The 20,376-nt window shown below is 55.1% G+C and carries 15 protein-coding genes; 7 read left to right on the top strand and 8 right to left on the bottom strand.

Annotated elements, in window-relative coordinates; genetic code table 11:
- Window positions 1-175: 175 nt before the first annotated feature.
- The 5 genes from RMSM_RS31095 to RMSM_RS31070 all read right to left on the bottom strand — a co-directional run bounded on the left by RMSM_RS31095 (window position 176) and on the right by RMSM_RS31070 (window position 6,869).
- Complete coding sequence (locus RMSM_RS31095) at window positions 176-835, bottom strand: ankyrin repeat domain-containing protein (RefSeq protein ID WP_008706901.1); 660 nt, start codon at window positions 833-835, stop codon at window positions 176-178.
- Between the two features lie 420 nt (window positions 836-1,255).
- Window positions 1,256-2,791 carry a DUF7133 domain-containing protein gene (locus tag RMSM_RS31085; protein ID WP_008706899.1) on the bottom strand — a complete coding sequence of 512 codons (1,536 nt, stop codon included), beginning with the start codon at window positions 2,789-2,791 and terminating at the stop codon, window positions 1,256-1,258.
- Between the two features lie 23 nt (window positions 2,792-2,814).
- Complete coding sequence (locus RMSM_RS31080) at window positions 2,815-5,343, bottom strand: c-type cytochrome (RefSeq protein ID WP_008706897.1); 2,529 nt, start codon at window positions 5,341-5,343, stop codon at window positions 2,815-2,817.
- Entirely contained in the window at window positions 5,343-5,915 is a 573-nt protein-coding gene (locus RMSM_RS31075; protein ID WP_008706894.1) for a DJ-1/PfpI family protein, read from the bottom strand. Before RMSM_RS31075 ends, RMSM_RS31080 begins: the two co-directional genes overlap by 1 nt.
- 51 nt (window positions 5,916-5,966) lie before the next feature.
- Window positions 5,967-6,869 (bottom strand): sugar phosphate isomerase/epimerase family protein, encoded by a 903-nt coding sequence (locus RMSM_RS31070; protein ID WP_008706892.1) that lies wholly within the window; start codon window positions 6,867-6,869, stop codon window positions 5,967-5,969.
- A 161-nt stretch (window positions 6,870-7,030) separates the two neighbouring features.
- Here RMSM_RS31070 and RMSM_RS31065 point away from each other — a divergent pair, with 161 nt between their 5' ends.
- From RMSM_RS31065 to RMSM_RS31045, 5 genes are all read left to right on the top strand, one after another.
- Window positions 7,031-8,194, top strand: a complete 1,164-nt coding sequence (locus RMSM_RS31065; RefSeq protein ID WP_040770415.1) for an AraC family transcriptional regulator — start codon at window positions 7,031-7,033, stop codon at window positions 8,192-8,194.
- 332 nt (window positions 8,195-8,526) lie between these two features.
- A complete protein-coding gene (locus RMSM_RS31060; RefSeq protein WP_008706889.1) occupies window positions 8,527-9,663 on the top strand; it encodes a cis-3-hydroxy-L-proline dehydratase in 1,137 nt (378 codons plus the stop codon).
- A 215-nt stretch (window positions 9,664-9,878) separates the two neighbouring features.
- Window positions 9,879-11,768, top strand: a complete 1,890-nt coding sequence (locus RMSM_RS31055; protein WP_008706886.1) for an arylsulfatase — start codon at window positions 9,879-9,881, stop codon at window positions 11,766-11,768.
- Between the two features lie 178 nt (window positions 11,769-11,946).
- The gene (locus RMSM_RS31050) at window positions 11,947-12,678 is read left to right on the top strand and encodes an ABC transporter permease (RefSeq protein ID WP_008706884.1); all 732 of its coding nucleotides are present in this window, start codon (window positions 11,947-11,949) and stop codon (window positions 12,676-12,678) included.
- A 41-nt stretch (window positions 12,679-12,719) separates the two neighbouring features.
- Window positions 12,720-14,030 carry a PQQ-binding-like beta-propeller repeat protein gene (locus RMSM_RS31045; RefSeq protein ID WP_040770413.1) on the top strand — a complete coding sequence of 437 codons (1,311 nt, stop codon included), beginning with the start codon at window positions 12,720-12,722 and terminating at the stop codon, window positions 14,028-14,030.
- A 95-nt stretch (window positions 14,031-14,125) separates the two neighbouring features.
- Here RMSM_RS31045 and RMSM_RS31040 read toward each other — a convergent pair whose 3' ends face one another.
- A complete protein-coding gene (locus tag RMSM_RS31040; RefSeq protein WP_008706881.1) occupies window positions 14,126-14,572 on the bottom strand; it encodes an RbsD/FucU family protein in 447 nt (148 codons plus the stop codon).
- A gap of 126 nt (window positions 14,573-14,698) precedes the next feature.
- Here RMSM_RS31040 and RMSM_RS31035 point away from each other — a divergent pair, with 126 nt between their 5' ends.
- Window positions 14,699-15,898 carry a site-2 protease family protein gene (locus tag RMSM_RS31035; protein WP_008706879.1) on the top strand — a complete coding sequence of 400 codons (1,200 nt, stop codon included), beginning with the start codon at window positions 14,699-14,701 and terminating at the stop codon, window positions 15,896-15,898.
- A 106-nt stretch (window positions 15,899-16,004) separates the two neighbouring features.
- On the opposite strand, the gene RMSM_RS31030 is transcribed toward RMSM_RS31035, so the two are convergent.
- Window positions 16,005-16,838: a class I SAM-dependent methyltransferase gene (locus RMSM_RS31030; RefSeq protein ID WP_236622374.1), complete on the bottom strand. Its 834-nt coding sequence runs from the start codon at window positions 16,836-16,838 to the stop codon at window positions 16,005-16,007.
- A gap of 189 nt (window positions 16,839-17,027) precedes the next feature.
- On the opposite strand from RMSM_RS31030, the gene gap reads away from it, so the two are divergent.
- Entirely contained in the window at window positions 17,028-18,023 is a 996-nt protein-coding gene (gap, locus tag RMSM_RS31025) for a type I glyceraldehyde-3-phosphate dehydrogenase (RefSeq protein ID WP_008706873.1), read from the top strand.
- A gap of 248 nt (window positions 18,024-18,271) precedes the next feature.
- On the opposite strand, the gene RMSM_RS31020 is transcribed toward gap, so the two are convergent.
- A complete protein-coding gene (locus RMSM_RS31020) occupies window positions 18,272-20,284 on the bottom strand; it encodes an ATP-dependent helicase (RefSeq protein ID WP_008706872.1) in 2,013 nt (670 codons plus the stop codon).
- Window positions 20,285-20,376 lie beyond the last annotated feature (92 nt).

Genomic DNA, 20,376 nt, shown 5'->3' with positions numbered 1-20,376 from the left:
CGAGTTGAGCATGGGCAACATGGATTAGTAAAAGTCTAGAGGTTGAGGAGAGCGTTTTCGTGAGACAATTTAACCGATTCAGCGACGACGCGGGCTTCCACGTTGCCAGAATCCGCCCATTTAGATGTCTCGCAGTTCGATGCGGCAGCGCCCGCATGGATGCCACGTGAACACGCTACTGCAGGGTCGCGGCTTCGTCCGGCGGAAAGTCCGGTCCGACGCCGGAGCCTTCGTACCAGAGTTGGTCGATGATCGATTTATCTCGCCGATACCAACTGGCCCAGCTAAGCGGAGTGTCTTTGTTGACGTCTCGTAGGGTTGGATCGGCGTCTGCATCCAGTAGCAATCGGATCACTTCGGAACTTCCCCACGCAGCAGCACGGTGCAGTGGTGTTTCTCCTCGCACCCTCGCGTCTCGCCACAGACAGTATGTTTTCATTCCAGGCTTCGTCCGAGCGTTCGGATCAGCACCATAATCCAGTAGCATCTGGACCGCGTTGACGTCACTGCTGCCAGCGTACCCGTGCAAGGCCGTTTCGCCGTTGTGTTCGCTAGCACGATTGACATTCGCCCCAGCCTCTAACATTAGACGCATGCACTCGACATTGCCCGATGCGCCAAGCACCGGAGAGATATTCTCGTTTCGCTGCCGATCGGGATCAGCTCCGTGCTCTAGTAAATACCGCGTTACTGCGGGATCGAAGTTCAACAGGGGGCCCATGCCATGTTGGTCGACACTGTTCGGGTCTGCACCGGCTTCGATCAGTCGCTTGACGGTTTCAAAATCACCCGCAACCGCAGCCTGAACAAGTTCATCATTTCGAGGTGGGTTCATGAAAGATCAAATCCGAAGAAGATAAACGATGGATGACTTCGGGATAACACGTCGCCGTTTTGACGTAGAATTTGCATTAACCTTAATGTCATTGTCGATTTCGATCATGAGTGCGAACGCGAACTGCGTAAGAGTGACAAAGACGAACGCCAAGATCACAACACAAACATGAATCGATCTCATCGAAACTTCTCCGAGTACAAGTGGATGGCGAACGATGCGATCACGGGGCAACCGCAGACGTACTAGCCGTTGCATCCGTGTATACCGTGGCGGGTCGCTGCGAGGAAAGTCGCGGCTTGAGTATAGCATCGCGTTCCGTCATTCGCTCGACTGCCGCCAGCAAACTACGTGCGCCGGGAACATTCCGGCAATCCACCTAGACTGGAAGCCTAGGCTACGTAGTTGTGCAAAGCGGAGTTACTCGGATGCCGGGATTTGATTCAGCGTGTAATAGGCATGAGTATGTAGCAGCGGATCACCACTTCGACCTCGCACCCCGGTTGCGTTCAGTTCGTGGACGAACTTTTCGCGGCATCCATCGACGACCAAGTGAACTCGCAAACCATCGCTGGACACCTTTGCTTCGCGAATCGCCAACGGCCGCGTTTGAATCTCATCGCTGCCGTACGAAGATTGATATAGGTAGGTATAGTTGGACATCGTATATGACGCTGGATCGGCGGCCGTTTTGACATCGACCGGTTTCGTAAACGTCAACTCGAAACCATCATGCTTGGCCCGCATCTCTTTGATTTCCAACGGCGTTTTCCCCGTCCATACCAAACGCTGCAAACCATATGACGCCGCCCCCAGACTGCTCCAACCACGATTGGTCAGCCCGACAAACATGCTGCCGTCATGCCCCTGAGCCATCCGCAACACCGCCGACGCAAACCCACTGCGGAACGGGAAACAGGCACCTTGATATTGACCGTTGACCTGCTCCAAAAACACACGATGAATCGATGCTTGCGTGAACTCGCCGACAAACAATTGGCCAGCGAACGGACCAAATTTACCGCCGCTTTCATCCAGCATGATGTCGGTCGCCGATTGCCCCATCTTTTTGTAAGGAAACCACACGACCGGCGGAACGAGTTGCGGGAATGCTTTTAGCGCGTCGGGGAACGGCAACCCATTGGGCACCGAGGTTACATCGCGGATGGGTGATTTGGGATGTTCGATCGATGCCAACGATTCCGCATGATGAAAAAAGGCTCCTGAACGCATGTGATGCAGCGTATTGGTTCCGACCCAGTTGCCTTGTTGGTCAGTATAGAACATTTGCCCCTCGGCGTTCGCCCCCAACCCTGAGGGCGATCGCATCCCGGCACAAACCGGAATCAGCTCGCCGTCCGGAGTGACCTTCATTCCCCAACCACGCCATAACCCTTGCCGATATCCGAGCGTTTTGTTCTGAACGGCCCGCGTTAACTGGTCCCCCTTCAAACCCAATCCAATATTCAGCGTGATCCATAGATTGCCGTCACGATCCAGCTTCGGTCCATAGGCATATTCGTGGTAGTGTCCTGTGACGCCCCAACCTTTGGCAACAGTCAAGTATTCGTCGGCAACGCGATCCCCATCGCGGTCGCGAATCCGAGTCAGCTCGGATCGCTGGGTGACATAGAAGGAATCGTTATGCCAAAGCAATCCGAGCGGTTCGTGTAGCGCCGAGGCGAATTTTTCATATTGGATATTGCCTGGCGGATCGTCATACACACCATCCATGATCCAGACTTCTCCCTTGCGAATCGCGACGGCAATCCGCGAATCGTCCATGACCGTCAATCCGCTGACTTCCAGCACCAAACCGTCAGGTGCCGGTTGCCAATTCGCAGAACGCGAATCGCTCGCCTCAGCAACCTCAATTGAAACGATCCGGTAGTAATCACTTTCGTCGGCCGCCCAAACCGTTTGGGGCGTCACAATCGACGCCCCGCACACCAACATGCATATCATCCAAAGCACGCGAATTACCATGAATAGTCAACCTCGATTGTGAAAGGAAATTCGCGTACAGGAAGACGCCATTCGGTAACATCATCCCCCCGAAAAAGCTCCGCATCGCGTGCAATCGATGTCGGCAGAGCGATCGTCACCCCCGCTTCGTTTTGCATCGTGTGATCGTTGATTTGCGTCAGGCGATCGCCACGATGCACTCGAAACCAAAGCGGAGGGGGATTCGTGTTCGCCGCAGAATCGATGGAGGTCAACGTTAGCGTTCGTCGCAATCTTGTTTCTTGATGCGTGGCCGGTGGATTACCGGATGTCAATGGTTCAACTCGGTCCGTAATCTCCAGCCCGGCATAATCATACAGAAATACCGGCGAGTGATCATGATCGAGTCGATAGCCACCAAACCGCACGTCCGACGCAGTGGGCCAAGCTTGGTTTGCTTGGTCCAATTTGGCAAATGAAAACCCCTCGACAAATTCCACGACTGCTTGCCCTAACGGAACTGCTGGCGGCGCAAATCGGACAAACCAAGTCCCCTGAGCATCAAGGAACCGCCCTCGCCAAATCGTTGCCAGTCGAACTTGTTCGGCATCAAAGGCAAAGTGAACTTGTTCGGGAAAACCGACAGCGATTGCATGAGTTCCGGCCCCCGGCATAAAAGTCCGTAAAATCAATGGCTGATCTGTTGGAGCAAGCTCGTAGTTATCTGCGCGTGATTTTTCAATCTTGCTTGGCAGCGGATGTTTCGGCAGTTCGCTCAAATAGGCCCACATCGCAGCGATTTGCCGCTTCGGATCGCCATCGAACAGGTCGGGTCTTGGGCTTTTGCCGTCGACAAAAAACGTTGGCATTCTCGTGCGTGCTTTCACACCCCCGGGATTCAGCAAGAACTCTTCGAACCATGCGGGATGAATCCGAGAATGAATTTTGCTCAGATCAACTCCCATCACTCCCGGCAATGCGTTGCCCGCAAATGTGTGACATTGGACACAACCGATATCCATCAACTCGCGTCCCACGTCAGCCAAGTCTTTGGTGTCGCCAAAGACCCGCGCTGCGTCAGCCGTGTTGACGCCGTCGACTTTGGCGAACAACTTCGGCACAGCGTGAGCAACCTCCTGCGAGAATCGCGGCATTTGGATTTGCATGTAGGGACGAATCGGAGGCGTTTTACCCGAGACGACGTTGGTAAGGTGTGTGGAGGTCAGTTTGGCACCGACGCCGGTCAACGGAGGCGGCAATCGGCCTTCGTCACCCAAATCGATGTGACCAGTGGTCTCGAAATAGGGTTTCCGATAGCGACCGATTCCTCCGAGCTCGTCTCGCTGATGACATCCATAACAATTCGATGCCAACAAGATGCCATCAAGTTTTTGCTTTGCGGAAACCGGCTGCCCCGATTTGGCACTTTCGATGGCTTTGGCAATGGCGTCTCGCTGCACCGAGTCGAGCGAGTATTGCACGGGACGCTGTGGCGAATTCCCCAAACAACCATTTGCGGCGACCAAATTGACAGCCGACAAGGGTTTCGCCCTCGCCACAGCAGATTTAATTGATGAATCATGACAAGCGGCGCAGTTCAATTCGCTAAATAACTCACGTCCCCGCTGCACCAGTGCCGCATCGTTTGCGGCTTTGTCGCTCGACTGTTCAGAGGAGGTTTGCTCGCCGCGCGAGAGCTTTTCTGAGGAATAGGCACTCAGCAAATATTCGGCTAAATCCGCGCACTCGTTGCTGGAAAGTTTAAAATCGGGCATCCGTAGCGCTGGCCGCGTATGTGCCGGATCGTGCAAGAAATGAGCCAACGATTTGCGACTGTATTTGGCTGCCAAATCCCCTAGAGGAATTGAGTCGACACGTCTTGCCGCGCCGGCCAACCCCATGTCGGCCAGTTCCTCGGGGTCAAGTTCATCTAACAGTGTGTCGACGGGCGATGAGTTTGCCCCCGCTACAACATAGTCCGCGTCGCTGGAATGACAGGCGACACAGCCGCGAGTGTGAAAGATTTCGCTACCACGGTCGGCATCGCCACGTTTCCAAAACTCAAACATCACCGGATTAGCGCCGGTCGCTTTGATTTCGGGATAATCAGCCCGCTGCGTGTCGACAAGGAAAGCAGCGATCGCGTGGCCGATTTCGCGTCGTTGTTGTGGCGAACGATTCTCCAGTAAATGGGGCATCGTCGTCCCGGGTTTGACTTGGTGGGGCGTGGCAATGAAGTCGGCCAACCAAGCTTGAGAATAGCGACGCCCTGCGCTGTGCAGTCGCGGACCTCGCTTTGGCGTGATCGCTGACACAGTGGCGTTCGTCTCAGGGTCAGCAGCACCGCTCGCATGACACGCAGTGCAACTCAGCTCGCCAAGTAGCAAACGTCCACCGTCAACGGCATCGATATCGCCGTGCCGTGCAAACCGGTCAAACCCCGCCACCATGGGCGGCGCCGAGGAAGCGTGGCGGGAATCGGCATCCGGTCGCACACCTTCGGCAGCCGAGGCCGATGTCCATGCGACCGTCGCTGCCCAAATGCAAATAAACAGGCTTCGCATCAAACCACCACAACGCCGTCACGTGCTTTGACCAACAAGTCGATCCAAGGACCTAGGTAGTGACCGTTGTCATGAAACGTCCGGCCGCTAACAAGGTTGCCATCGACCACGCACGCCTCGTCCACAAACGTACCGCCGCAAACCTCGAGGTCAAATTTACACTTGGGGACCGTCGCCATGCGGCGGCCACGCACGCAATCGGCATATGCCGGAATTTCGACACCGTGGCACACCGATGCGATCGGCTTGTTGGTGGCAAAGAAATGCTTGGTGATTCGTACCAAATCTTGGTCGTAACGAATGTACTCAGGGGCCCGCCCACCGGAGAACATGATTCCGGCATACTCTTCTTCGTTGACTTCACTGAATGGCACATCGCATTGGATCGTATAGCCTTCCCATTCTTTGGTGATCGTCCATCCCGCTTTGACCTCGTGCATCACCATTTGGTAACGCCGTTTCTCGGGAGCCGTGACGACGGGCTGGAATCCCGCTTCTTGCAAACGGTAATACGGATACATGGTGTCCAACGTTTCGCTGGCATCACCAATCACAATCAATACTTTTTCCATGGTCATTGTTTGCCGCTAAAAGAGTTTGTGGAGTGGTGGGTTGTAGGTGGCTTACAAGGAAGTCAAGTAATCTCGAGCACGATTGACGTCGGCGGTGACAGCAGCGGTCGTGTCGGCAATCGCGGTGCCTCGTGGGAACGAGTGCATAAAAATCTCGGTCCATCCCGAGTAGTTTTCCTCAGCAAGTGCCTGCATCAGTGGAGCAAAGTCGAGTTGGCCACGGCCCGGCATTTGTTGCATCTCTAATTCACGAGCCTGTTTTTTCGTGCTCCCCATTCCGTGCTGCCACGCGTAGAACACTTCGATCCGCGGACACAACTGGCGAATCAAACCGGCCAATGCCTGCGGATCTTGCGGCAGATGATAGGGAGCCAATGCGATCCCTAGCTGCGGGCTAGGACACAATTCAATCAACCATTTCATCGAATCAGGGGATTCAATCAGATTATTGGCGTGGTTTTCGATTGCAATCGTGATACCGGTTTCCGCAGCCACGGCGAGATGCGGCTTCATTTTCTCGGCAAATTCGCCAACGGCTCGCTTTAACTCGCTACCCGTCAACCCCTTGGGGCCTGATCCGCCCGCGACGATCGTTTTGCAGCCCAATTTCTGGGCGAATCGCATCTCTTCCTGCAAACGAAACGGCCCCAATTTGTACTGTGTCAAACATCCCAGTTGCACCTCATGCTTGGCCAGCAAGTCCGCAAATGCATCGGTCCCCATCGCATCGATTTGCTCGCGTTGGTTCCCATGCACCTTGGGCCAAATATCAATAGCGTTGGCGCCGGTCTTGCGAACTTCGGCAACCACGTCGGCCACCGGGGCGTAACCGTATAGACACGAGCCCAGCAGGTACCGGGGATGCCATGGGGCAGACTCGCTGGCCATCGCCTGCGGTGCCAAGCAAGCTGCCGCACTGGTCGCAGCGAGCTGACAAAATTGACGTCGCTTCATCGGGGAAATCCGCGTCGGGGGGAGGAAGGTCGCGTATTGAGGATCTCACGATTTTAACATGGACCGGCAAGACACGCCCTGCGTTTTTGCGTCATTCTTTTACACTATATTGCGTCGCCGTTTTTTCCGAATTAGGCTGACCTGCAAAGGAGACTGTCCCCCTGCGTCGTGTTGCCCTCATTATCGAAACCTCACGTAGCTACGGGCGAGATTTGCTCAGTGGGGTTAAACGCTATGCTACCGAACAGGCATCATGGTCGATGTTCGTCGAACTACGGGACCTCGAATCTGAACCGCCTCCCTGGCTGCGAAACTGGGACGGCGATGGAATTCTGACGCGATCAGGCAACGCTGCGATTGGGCGTGCGGTGACACAGGTGGGAGTACCGACAGTCGAGCTGCGGTCGAGTCGTCTTGCCAAGCAGTTCCCGTTTGTAGGCGTCGACAATCATGCCGTCGGCAAATTGGCCGCGGCTCACTTTCTCGAGCTTGGCTACGAACACTTTGGTATCTACCGCCTCGACACGGAACAGTTTTTTATCGACCGCCGGAACAGCTTCGTCGCTGACCTGGAAGCCGCCGGATTTGGATGCGAAGAGTTTCGTCAATCCGGTGCAACCGAGAAACCGAGCCAATGGGAACGCCAACAAGCTCGGCTGTGCCAGTGGATCCAACAGCTTCCAAAGCCTGCTGCGATTCTCGCCTGCACCGACCAACTAGGATGCTGGCTACTCGACGCATGCCGCCGCGGCAATATTCGGGTGCCGGAACAGATCGCTGTGGTCGGTGTCGAAAACGATGAAACGCTTACGACCATCAGCACTCCGACGCTCAGCAGCGTGCAGCTGGACGGGCATCGCATTGGTTACCAAGCCGCTCGATTACTGGACCGAATGATGAGCGGCGGCAAACCACGCACGACACCACTGTTGATCCCGCCGATCGGTGTCATCACTCGGCAATCGTCTGATATCGTCGCCACCAGTGATCCGCTATTGGCGGCTGCCATTCGTTTCATCCGTCAACATGCTTGCGACGGGATCCGGATCGCAAGTGTTTTGGATGCAGTACCGCTGTCGCGTAGTCAACTCGAACGCGGATGCCGCGAGCTGTTGCAACGGTCGCCCAATCAAGAAATCAATCGAATTCGTCTCCAAACTGCAAAAGAGCTATTGCGAGACACCGAGCTCAGCATTGAACAGATAGCGGAACGAACGGGATTTACGACGCAGCAGTACTTTGTGCAATTGTTCAAAAAGCATTGTGGCATGACGGCGACCGCGTACCGGAGATCGATTCGCGAGCCCCCAGTGCAAAAAGCTTGATGCGACCGGATTTCCCCCTGGAAATGGTGGCCTAATTTGTCACAGGTGCCCCGAAAACTCGCCAAAGGTGGCCCCAAGAATCAGCTGAACTATGCGCAAAATGATCGATTGAGGTATTTTCCAGCCAAGTAACCGCTGATGCCTATCGCTAGAATATGCAAGGTAATCGAGCTGAGAAGCTTTGATCTATAGCATTTGACGTGATCTCAACCTCTCAACAGCCACTCCCCCCCAAAAAACAGATTCGGCTTAGCGGCTCGTTGTCAAACAAATTCGACCATTCTGCTAGACCACAACTCACTTGCCGCGTTCTCATTAAAGAGCCCTAATCAATGAAAATCACAGGACTAAAGATTTACCAAGTCGACCTTCCCCTGCACGAAGGCAATTACAGTTGGTCCGAAGGCAAAAGCGTAGACGTTTTTGACAGCACCGTGGTCGAGATTCAAACAGATTCGGGTATCAGCGGCTATGGCGAAGTATGTCCGCTCGGTCCTGTCTATCTACCTGCCTATGCGGCCGGTGCTCGAACAGGCATCCAAGAGCTAGCGCCCCATTTGATCGGAGACGATCCGACTGAATTGATGGCGTTAAATTTGAAAATGGACCGATTGATGAAGGGACATCCTTACGTCAAATCGGCCATCGACATGGCATGTTGGGACATTCTCGGCAAAGCCGCTGAAATGCCTGTCAGCACGTTGCTGGGCGGTCGCTACGGCGACGACGTCGTCCTTTACCGCGCCATTTCACAACGCCCTGCAGCCGAGATGGCTGAAAACGTAGCGAGCTACCGAGCCGAAGGTTATCGCCGATTCCAATTGAAAGTGGGTGGTCGAGCCGACGATGACATCGAGCGAATTCGCGCCACACGCGCAGTATTGCAACCCGGCGACAAATTGATCGCCGATGCGAACACGGGTTGGTTGATGCACGAAGCGATGCGAGTGGTCAATGCGGTCAAGGACGTGGACGTCTATATCGAACAACCTTGTGCCACGTACCAACAATGTCTGAGCATCCGCCAAAACACAACCCTACCATTTGTCTTGGACGAAGTGATCGATTCGGTCGATGCGATCCTAAAAGGGGTTGCTGATCGGGCAATGGACGTCGTCAACATCAAGATCAGCAAATTCGGCGGTTTGACCAAAGCACGCCAAGCCCGTGATCTTTGTGTTTCGCTCGGGATCGCCATGACGCTCGAAGACAGCTGGGGTGGCGACATCATCACATCAGCGATCTCGCATCTGGCCCACAGCACTCCGACCGAGTACCTGTTCACATCGACAGATTTCAACAGCTACGTGACCCAATCGATCGCCGACGGCGCACCTCAACGAGTCAATGGACGCATGGCAGCGTCGACCGAACCGGGACTCGGCATCTCGCCTCGATTCGACGTCCTCGGAGACCCTGTTTGGAAGTACCAAACCGCTTGCAACAAGTCGTACAGTCTGACGACTTAAGCGACCGAGGCTGCGAATCCACACGCGTCCGGACCTTTTTGCAGGGACGCGTGCGGCAACAACGTTTGCGTTGCGGCGGCGACGCAACGAGACTGGCGGTATCGAATTGATTGCGACACGCAGGATGATTCGATACCCATTGTGGGTTACGATAGTGGGGGTCGCCGTTTGGCGACTGAAACGCCCGCCCCCCATCCTAACCCTGAGGATCCTGAATGATTCGTTCATTTGCCTCGACGATGACGCTCGGTCATCGCACGCCTACCTCACGACCGCAGCACACCCGCACCGGCTTCCGCGACGCCGCGTTCGTGGTCGCGACACTTCTTTGTCTCGCTCAACTCGCTTTCGCTCCGTCGCGTGACGCTCAAGCGGCCGAACATCCTAATATCGTCATCATGCTCGCCGATGACCAAGGCTGGGGTGACCTCAGTGTGCATGGCAACACCAATCTATCGACTCCGAATATCGACTCGCTAGCCAGCGACGGCGTGTTGTTTGATCGGTTTTATGTCTGTCCCGTTTGCGCCCCCACTCGCGCCGAATTTTTAACCGGCCGCTATTACGCTAGAACGGGCGTGCGAGGGGTTTCCACAGGCCAAGAACGGATCAATCCCGACGAAGTCACGATCGCCGACATTTTTAAGCAAGCTGGGTATGCGACCGGCGCGTTTGGAAAATGGCACAATGGATCCCAATTTCCGTATCACCCCAACGCTCGTGGGTTCGAAGAATATTACGGTTTCACCTCGGGGCACTGGGGCCATTACTTTGACCCGATGCTGGAACACAACAATGAAATCACGCGGGGGCAAGGCTACATCACGGACGATCTGACTACGCATGCGATGGAATTCATGGAGTCGAATCACAAGCAGGGCAAACCCTTCTTCTGTTACCTGCCGTACAACACTCCGCATTCACCGATGCAAGTTCCAGACAAGTATTTTGACAAGGTCGCCAATCGACCTCTGAAGATGCACAACCGCAATCCCAAACAAGAGGACATGCCTCATTTGCGAGCCGCATTGGCGATGTGTGAAAACATCGACTGGAATGTGGGCCGGGTGCTTGAGAAGATCGACGAGCTTTCGATCGCCGAGGACACGATTGTCATCTACTTTAGCGACAACGGCCCTAATGGATGGCGATGGAATGGCGGCATGAAAGGCCGCAAAGGAAGCATCGACGAAGGAGGCATCCGAGTCCCGATGTTGATGCGATGGCCGGGCCATATCGCCGAAGGCAAGACGATCCAACCGATTGCCGGTGCGGTGGACTTGCTGCCCACGTTGACTGAACTCGCCTCGGTTTCTTATTCCGCGCCAAAACCGCTCGATGGCCGATCGCTTGTACCACTACTGAAAGGCAACGACTCGCAGTGGAGCGACCGAATGTTGATCTCGTACCAACCTCCGCGTGGTGGTAAAGGCAAACCGCCAACACCGCGAGTGAGCGTTCGCAATCAACGATTCCGCATGGACGCCTCGGGAAAACTTTACGATATCGTCGCGGACCCCGGTCAGGATATCGATGTCTCGGAGAAACATCCTGATGTGGTCCGTGAAATGAAGCGAACGGCGGACCAATATGTCCAGGAGCTTGGCGATCTTGTCAAACCCGACGAGCGTCCTTTCCCGGTCGGCGAAGCCCCCACCACGTTGCTGCCGGCACGTGACGGGGTCGAACATGGCAGTGTGCAGCGGAGTGCACGAGCCCCCAATTGTTCGTACTTTACTCACTGGGTTGGCGATCCTAATGACGCAATCACTTGGGACATCGAAGTCTCGGAAACGGCAACGTTCGACGTCGAGATCTTTTATGCATGTGCCGCAGATGACGTCGGAGCCGAGTTCCAACTGCAGTTTGGCGATGCCAAACTGAACGGGAAAGTCACTCAGGCCCATGATCCGCCGGCCTATGGCGCCGAAGCGGATCGGACTCCTAACCGTGGATCGGAATCGTACGTCAAAGATTTCAAACCCATGCACGTTGGCAAGATCACACTAGCGAAGGGACGAGGACCGTTAAAACTATCGGCGATCGAGGTGCCTGGCGACGAAGTGATGGAAGTTCGGTTGCTGCGATTAAGCAAGCGAAAGTAAATTTGCGAGATCACGACTGCGATAACCTGTGATCCGTGGGCCGTCAGACACCAGATAACTCGCGTAAGTAAAAAGTGGGATAGGCTTCTCTGTCGTAGCGAAAGTGGTTGCTGGAATGACAGTCTGGAGGCCTATCCCACATTTGGTCCCGTCAGCTCTCTAAATGATTGCCCCATCCATGACCGACGTCATTCCACTGCATCGATTGGCGTTTGCGTTACTGCCAGTCGTACTGGTGCTTGCCCTGATGATCCGCTGGTCGCTTGGTTTCCGAGCGGCCTTGATCGGAGTGATTCGCATGCTCCTGCAACTGGCGCTGGTCGGTTATCTGTTGGGGTTCATTTTCAGCACCGACACATCCCTGGTGGTGATCGGAGTATTCACCGCGATGCTGGTTGCGGCCAGCTGGATCTCGCTGCGAACGATACCAAGCGACCGGCGGCGGAATTTTCGGTTCTCGTTTCTGGCGATCTTACTTGGCGCGGGGTCGACGTTCCTCGTGATGACGCAAGTTGTCCTCAGGTTGGATCCGTGGTTTGCGCCACGCGTTTTCATTCCGCTGGCGGGCATGACGCTATCGAGCAGTATGAATTCGGTCAGCTTAGCGGCCGAGCGCTATTATGCGGAAATCCAGCGAACCGCTTCGGACATCCAAGCTCGTGAAGTCGCGTTGAGAGCGGCGTTCATTCCGATCACGAATTCGCTCTACGCGGTCGGCATTGTCTCGATTCCCGGCATGATGACCGGCCAGGTATTAGCAGGGGTCTCGCCATTGATTGCCGCACGTTATCAAATCATGGTGATGTGCATGATCTTTGGTTCTGCGGGGCTTTCTGCAGCCCTTTTCCTTTGGCTGATCGGTCGCTCCGAAATCCATCTTCAAGCAGGCAACGAAAATACCGTTGCCTAAGTCCCGGGTCTTCTTCTCTTCATTACCTATTAGGAAATCTTATGCGTCCGTTCTCACTTACTAGCAGCGTACTATTGTTGGCCGCCTGCGTGACGACCGTGGCGGTCGGCGAAGATTGGCCTCAGTGGCGAGGCCCTCAGCGTGACGCGGTGCTCCGCGAAACAGGATTAATCAAAGAATTGCCTGCCGGCAAATTGCAACACAAATGGTCGACTCCGATCGGTGCAGGTTACAGTGGTCCGACGATTGCTGAAGGACGCGTATACGTGACCGACCATGGTGCCGGTGGCGAAGAAAATGAAGTGGAGCGAGTCTTGTGCTTTGATGCCCAAACCGGCAAGGCGATTTGGAAGCACCGTTACGACGTCAATTACACCATCAGCTATCGCGCGGGACCTCGAGCCAGTGTCACTGTCGACGATGGCAAGGCCTACTCGGTTGGCGCCATGGGTAAATTCTTTTGTTTTGACGCAGCCACAGGTGACATCCTTTGGAAACGAGACCTAGCAGTCGACTATAACGCGCGAATGCCGATCTGGGGAATCACCACCGCACCGATTGTTTACGACAACACCGTGATTCAAATCGCCGCCGGTGAAAAGGACGCCTGTGTCGTCGCAATGGACCGCACCACGGGCAAGGAGGTCTGGCACGCGCTGGATGAACGCGCCGGCTACAGCTCGCCAATCTTGATCAAACAAGGCGACCAGGACGTGCTGGTGTGCTGGACTGGCGAGTCGGTGAGTGGGCTGAATCCCAAGAATGGCGAAGTATTTTGGCGTATCGCAATGCTGCCGAGAAACATGCCAATCGGAGTGCCCACGCCGGTCGTTCAAGACGACAAGCTGTTTGTTTCTTCGTTCTACGATGGTTCGATGCTGATCCGTTTGGACCCGGAGAAACCAGCCGCTGAAAAGCTGTGGCACCGTGTGGGCATCGATGAAAAGAACACCGACGCGCTGCACTGCATGATCAGTAACCCGTTCATCAAAGGCGATTACATCTACGGAGTCGACAGCTATGGCGAGCTGCGGTGCTTAGACCTGAGCAACGGCGATCGTGTTTGGGAAGACCAAAACGCGGTCAACCGAGCTCGCTGGGCCACGATTCACACGATCCGCCATGGCGAATCGGAGATCATGCTGAACGAGCAAGGCGAACTGATCTTTGCCACGGTCGCCCCCGATGGCTACCACGAACACTCGCGAACGAAATTGATCTCACCGACACGCGAGCAACTCAATCGTCGCGATGGCGTTGTCTGGTCTGCCCCGGCGATCGCCAACGGATTCATCTATGCACGCAACGACAAAGAGCTAGTCTGTGCATCGCTGCTGGCGGATCGTCGTTGATCGCTCCGCCGATCATTACGTTGCGATCAAACGACATGTTGCGATCAAACGTGATTGCTGAGACGCTATGATCGCGGAGCGATCAGCGACAATGGCTAGTCCATACGCACGCCAACGGTCAACAAGATGTTGGCATAGCGTTGCTGGTCAGCGGTTTGAATGGTGAGCACGTGATCATTCGTGGAAACGGCATCGTAGAACGCCCATTTGTCGACAGGTTGGATTTCCAGATCGAGCCCTTCGTTTTTGATCGTTTTGCGGTAGTCTTCCCACACCGGTGGATCGCCGTCCAAGGCATAGGGACCACTTGTTTCGGTCTGCATCGTCTGGATCGCTTCGACCGGAATCGCCGACAACAGGGCTTCGAGCACTTGGTTACACGTGGGCACGCCCGGCATCAAATTCAGGCTGACCAATTCCGCTCGGGGACCTCGCTTGCTGGCAGCAGGATAATTACCGTCGGCGATCAAAATCGAGCTGTGGTGTCCCGCAGCGGCAATAATCGCACTAATTTGTGGATGAATGAGTTTGTGTCGAAGCATAGATTTAGCCGCTAAAAAGGAGGTTCAAAACGGGGGGAGGGATGAAATCGACTTCTTTCGCTACGATACCTGATAGCGAGTGATGACAATTATGCCAGAAACCCGATTCGTTGTAACGGAGCCAATGTGTTAGAGCGCCGACTAAAACTAGGCCGATTCCTCGGCATTGGGGTCTACGTGCATTGGACGTTTGGGCTGCTGGTGGCCTATGTTGCCTACGAAACCCAGTCTCAGGGATTGATCGGCATCGCGTTTGGATTGGCACAGCTGTTTGCCGTCTTTTTCTGCGTGACACTACACGAATACGGGCACGCCTTGGCGGCTCGCCAATTTGGGATTCCCACGATCGACATCACCTTGCTGCCGATTGGCGGAGTGGCTCGATTGCAGCGGATGCCTCGCATCGCTTGGCAAGAATTGGTAGTGGCAGTCGCCGGCCCCGCCGTCAATGTCGTGATTGCGTCGCTGCTATTAGTCGGGTTTTATCTATTCGGCGGCGTTGAAATCCTAATTGAGATTTTTCATGCGTTCGTGGGCCCTGTGGAAACGGTGGCGACGGCGCAAGCGAACGGCGAGCTGGCCGAGATGGAAGTGTCCGCCGATCCGTCGTTTCTAGCGTTCTGCGTGATCCTGTTGGCAGTGAACATCATGTTGGTGGTTTTCAACATGATCCCGGCCTTCCCGATGGATGGCGGACGCGTCTTGCGAAGCTTGCTAGCGATGGTGACTCACTATCGCCGAGCCACTTTTCTCGCTTCACGCATCGGCATCGCATGTGCGATCTTGATGGCGATGGCGGGAGTTTACGTTCAGGCACCTGGGCCCGTATTGGTGGCGATGTTTATCGCCTATGCGGGCATCTCCGAAGCTCGCCAAGTCGAGATGATGGAATCGGTACGGGGACTGAGCGTCTCGAATGTCATGACGCACTGCCACCACTCGATCCCGATGGACGCGACGCTTGACGAAGCCGCTCATCGCTGGGGATCGATCGACACGACAAGTTTGCCGATCACAGCCCAGGGCGATATTGTGATTGGCATCCTTAGGCTCAAAGATTTGTTGACTGCGATCGAATCCAACAATCACGCAATGGCGACCGTGGGTGAAATTGCCGATCACAACGCTCCGTTTGCTCGCGAATACGAATCGCTCGAAAATGCGATTCTTCGCAGCGGAGGCCAATACCGGCGAATTCCCGTCGTCAATTCCGCAGGCGGTCTGGTCGGATGTCTCGACATGGATTCGATGATGGCCCGTGGCTCGCTACGCAAACATCTGGCGAGTCGCCCGCCAGTGATCGACCGTTTTGATGCCGTGACGTAGAACATTACTGTAGCGGTGCGGCGCCGATCCCGCCCGGTAAATTTCGAACGTTCTACTCGCTGCAACCGGGCGGGCCCCGCGCCGCACCGCCACTAAAATGGATGGCTCACGCGTGGGCACTGTGATTTTCGGCGACGACGATGAAGCCGCCTACACGGCTACCGGATCCGGTGGCGATCGAAGCGCCGTCGATCGACAGCGAATGAAACTCGGCAACACCCCACTGCGTGGCTTGCAGATTGGCAATCAACTCGCGTCTAGAAAATCGATGCATGAACATCTTTTCGAGCCCGCGGTACTGATAAACGCTGTCACCAAATTCGTGATCCGATTGCCAGCGTGACTTGACCCACGACCGAACCAGCGATCGCCACCCGGCGGGTTCCACGAGAGCGGACCAGCGATTGTGTACATGCAGCACGAATCGGCCTTGGGGGCGAACGACGCGAGCGACGTGGCGAAGCATTTGCTGGCGGTTCTCGCGTCCCTGGATCATCCCCAGCGTGCTGAACAGACAAACCGCGTGATCGATCGACTGGTCGGCGAAACAGTCCAATTGGACCAAATTGGCACGCACCGCGTGGATTCGCTCCTGCAATTGCTGCTGCGAAGCTTTTGCCATCATGACCTCAAGCATCCGCTGGCTCAGATCGACCCCAACGACACGGTAGCCTCGGTGAGCCAGTTCCATTGCCACCCGCCCGCTTCCACAACCTAAATCGACAATCGAAGTCATGCTTTCACGGGAATCATCCGAAATAGTGCCTGGAAAGACTTCTTTCAACACCGCTTGGTCCAGAGCACAAAGCGGAGTATCCGCCACAAACGAATCGTAATGGTCGGCAATCGTCCGCTCGTTCACATAACTCCATGTTCCCGCTGAAACGCCGATCGGACGACGCCAATCGGGTGGTCGCGTGGTTTTCGGGGGCTGGTTCAAAACGCTACCGGGTTCCTATAATTCTCGGCGTGATCGTGATTGAAAGTGGCTTGTGTTTTGCCGCTGGACCACGAAATGTTTCGAGCAACAAATTGCTCGAGTGATAATTAGCTTACCGTAACAGACGGTTTATTCGACGCCAGCCAGTGATCCTGGTTCGGCTCCATCAACTTGAGGAGAAATAGGACAGTGGCAATACGAGTTGGAATTAACGGCTTCGGCCGAATCGGACGGATGGTCTTTCGTGCTTCAGTGACTCGCGATGATATCGAAGTCGTCGGCATCAACGATCTTCTCGATGTTGATTACTTGGCATACATGTTGAAGTATGACTCGGTCCACGGCCCGTTCGAAGGCGAAGTCTCGACCGAAAACGGGATGCTTGTCGTCAACGGCAAAAAGATCCGTATCACCGCCGAAACCAATCCTGCGAACTTGAAGTGGGGCGAAGTCAACGCCGATGTGGTGGTTGAATCGACCGGTATCTTCTTGACCTCCGAATCGGCCAAAGGCCACATCGAAGCAGGTGCCAAGAAGGTTGTCATGTCGGCACCGTCCAAAGACGACACCAAGATGTTCGTCATGGGCGTCAACGACGACAGCTACGATGGCGAACAATTTGTCTCGAACGCGTCGTGCACCACCAACTGCTTGGCTCCACTCGCCAAGGTGCTTAATGACAGCTTCGGCATCAAGCGTGGTTTGATGACCACCGTTCACGCTGCAACCGCAACCCAAAAAACCGTCGACGGACCTTCGGCGAAAGATTGGCGTGGTGGCCGTGGTATCCTGGAAAACATCATTCCTTCGAGCACTGGTGCCGCCAAGGCCGTTGGCAAGGTTATCCCTGAGCTAAACGGCAAGCTGACCGGAATGGCGTTCCGCGTTCCTACGTCGGACGTTTCGGTTGTCGACCTGACCGTCGAACTCGAAAAGGAAGCTTCCTACGACGACATCTGTGCTGCAATGAAAGCGGCTGCCGATGGTCCAATGAAGGGCATCCTCGGTTACACCACTGACAAAGTGGTTTCCACCGACTTCCGCGGCGAAACCCGCACTTCGGTATTCGACGCCGACGCCGGCATCCAACTCGACAAGACCTTCGTCAAAGTCGTCTCGTGGTACGACAACGAATGGGGTTACTCGAACAAGGTTCTTGACCTGGTTGCAAAGATCTCGGGCTAAACCGCTGGCAGATCGTGAAGCATACAAGAAAGGCTCGAAGCATCACGCTTCGGGCCTTTTTTTGTAATGTGATATAAGCTTCCAGCTTGTCATCAGCATCCTATGACAGTCAGGATGCCTATCCCACGCCCGCCCATGCCGAAACTCTTGGCGAGTTTCGCTACGTAGAGACTCTTGCTGCTCGTGACAGGCTGAGAGCCTATGCCACACAAGCCGACGTCGGAGACGTCGGGCGACTTTGCTTCGCGTTAACGCAGTGACGAAACCGGGCGTGGCTTGCGATACTTGTTGGGGTTCGCCGCTTTGCCTGTGATCTCGTATAGAAATTGACTTGGGATCGTCGGCCGAGGCTTTCCCCATTTGCGGCGAGTCAGCGCCATCGACAGCGTCAATGTTTCCTGAGCTCGCGTGATTCCGACGTAACACAGCCGACGCTCCTCGGCGATATCTTCTTCGCGACCGCTCTTCACACTGCGGCTATGTGGCAGAATTCCTTCTTCCAAACCAACCATAAAGACGACCGGAAATTCGAGCCCTTTGGCGGCGTGCAACGTCAGCAACCAGACCGAATTCTTGAGGGCCATCTTGTCCTTTTCGTTCCCCATCTCGCGGCCCGCAAGCGCCGTTTCAGCGAGAAACCCAGTCAAATCCGCATCTTCGGTTTTATCTTCAAAGGCAGCGATCGCATTGGTCAAATCACCAATCGATGCCATTCGCGCGTCACGTTCTTCGGGGTTCTCGTACAACCGAGCAATCTCGTCGGCATACGCGGTTCGCTCGAGCAGCGTACGCACGGCATCAGTAAGCGAATCATTCTTGGCTCGCAGCCGAACATCCTCGGCCATCTGAGCCAACTCGGTGATCCCACGCCGGGCGCTCGGCGACAAGTCTTGAACCGCAGCGTTATCCTGCATCACTTGCCACACCGGCACGCCACGTTCGACCGCGCGTTTGACCAACAATTGAACCGTCTTGTTACTCAAGCCTCGCGCGGGCGTGTTGATCACACGCAGCAGCGAGATCTCGTCGTCGGGCTGCTCAATCCATTTCAAATACGCAATCAAGTCACGAATTTCACGCCGATCAAAAAACGATTGGCTCCCCATCATCACATAAGGAACGTCGTGCTTGCGAAGCTCGGTTTCAAACAATCGCGGCTGCTCGTTGGTACGAAATAAGATCGCGATGTCACGCGGTTGGACGTGCTGGTTGTCGATCAGATTCTTGATCTCGCGCACCACCATCTCGGCTTCCGCCGTCTCATCTTTATGCTGCAAAATCCGTGGCCGGCGACCATCGGGACGACTGGGGACCAAGACCTTGTCGTGCCGGACGGTGTTGTATTGAATCAGCGTATTGGCCATCCCCAAGATCGCTCCCGTACTGCGGTAATTGTCCTCCAGACAAACCACCTTTGCATCGGGCCAATCTTTGGTGAAGTTCAAAATGTGGGTGACATCGGCACCTCGCCATGCATAGATCGATTGATCATCGTCACCCACGACGCAGAAATTTCGATGCACCTCGGTCAGCGCCCGTGTAATACGGTACTGGCTGCCGTTGGTGTCTTGATACTCGTCGACCAACACGTGATCAAACTTCGACGCTTCCTCTTCGCGAATTGCATCGTGTTCGAGAAACAGCGTTTCGGTCTGCAACAGCAAATCGTCGAAATCCATCGCTCCGCGAGCCCGCAGCGCATTTTGGTAGCGGCGGTAGCCCGATGCCGCAAAATGTTCTTTGTCAGTCGATGCGATCGACATCGCTTCTTCGGGATGAATCGACTGGTTTTTCCAGCCGCCGATGATCGACAACATGTCACCCGGCTTCAGTGCCGTGCCCGACAATCGCAATTCACGCAGGATGTTTCGCGCAATCGACTCTTGATCGCTGCGGTCGTAGATCGAAAACTTGTCGGGATAGCCAAGTGCCCTGGCGTGGCGCCGCAGGATCCGCACGCACAGCGAATGGAACGTGCTGATCGTCGGCTTCGGCTCTTGCGGTTCGCCTTTGCGAGGTTTGCGTTTTTTCTTGGTGCCGATCAGCTCGCCGATCCGCTCCTGCATCTCGCCGGCCGCTTTATTGGTGAACGTCATCGCAAGAATGCGATCCGGCGGCGTTCCATTGCGGATCAAATTGGCGATCCGGAACGTCACCACTCGCGTTTTACCGGTTCCAGCACCTGCTAGCACCAGCATGGGCCCAGACAACGTTTCCACCGCGGCAGCCTGAGCCGGATTAAGTCCGTGGCTCACATTCATTCCGTTTGATCAAGGTAATGTTTCACTGCTAAAAATCAAAAACGGATCCCATGGCCACTGCGGCTTGCGATCCGTTTTCATCCGATTAGGTC

Origin of the sequence: Rhodopirellula maiorica SM1, from assembly GCF_000346295.1 — a bacterium.
GTDB classification, from domain to species: domain Bacteria; phylum Planctomycetota; class Planctomycetia; order Pirellulales; family Pirellulaceae; genus Novipirellula; species Novipirellula maiorica.
The sequence above is the reverse complement of the archived record's forward strand: the minus strand, read 5'-3'. Positions and strand labels throughout refer to the sequence as shown.

What these genes read in the sequence shown, in the direction of transcription:
- RMSM_RS31095 (WP_008706901.1), bottom strand. Translation starts at nt 835, where the DNA reads ATGAACCCACCTCGAAATGATGAACTTGTTCAGGCTGCGGTTGCGGGT.
- RMSM_RS31075 (WP_008706894.1), bottom strand. Translation starts at nt 5,915, where the DNA reads ATGGAAAAAGTATTGATTGTGATTGGTGATGCCAGCGAAACGTTGGAC.
- RMSM_RS31085 (WP_008706899.1), bottom strand. Translation starts at nt 2,791, where the DNA reads ATGTTGGTGTGCGGGGCGTCGATTGTGACGCCCCAAACGGTTTGGGCG.
- RMSM_RS31045 (WP_040770413.1), top strand. Translation starts at nt 12,720, where the DNA reads ATGCGTCCGTTCTCACTTACTAGCAGCGTACTATTGTTGGCCGCCTGC.
- RMSM_RS31040 (WP_008706881.1), bottom strand. Translation starts at nt 14,572, where the DNA reads ATGCTTCGACACAAACTCATTCATCCACAAATTAGTGCGATTATTGCC.
- RMSM_RS31080 (WP_008706897.1), bottom strand. Translation starts at nt 5,343, where the DNA reads ATGCGAAGCCTGTTTATTTGCATTTGGGCAGCGACGGTCGCATGGACA.
- RMSM_RS31060 (WP_008706889.1), top strand. Translation starts at nt 8,527, where the DNA reads ATGAAAATCACAGGACTAAAGATTTACCAAGTCGACCTTCCCCTGCAC.
- RMSM_RS31050 (WP_008706884.1), top strand. Translation starts at nt 11,947, where the DNA reads ATGACCGACGTCATTCCACTGCATCGATTGGCGTTTGCGTTACTGCCA.
- RMSM_RS31070 (WP_008706892.1), bottom strand. Translation starts at nt 6,869, where the DNA reads ATGAAGCGACGTCAATTTTGTCAGCTCGCTGCGACCAGTGCGGCAGCT.
- RMSM_RS31055 (WP_008706886.1), top strand. Translation starts at nt 9,879, where the DNA reads ATGATTCGTTCATTTGCCTCGACGATGACGCTCGGTCATCGCACGCCT.
- RMSM_RS31020 (WP_008706872.1), bottom strand. Translation starts at nt 20,284, where the DNA reads ATGAATGTGAGCCACGGACTTAATCCGGCTCAGGCTGCCGCGGTGGAA.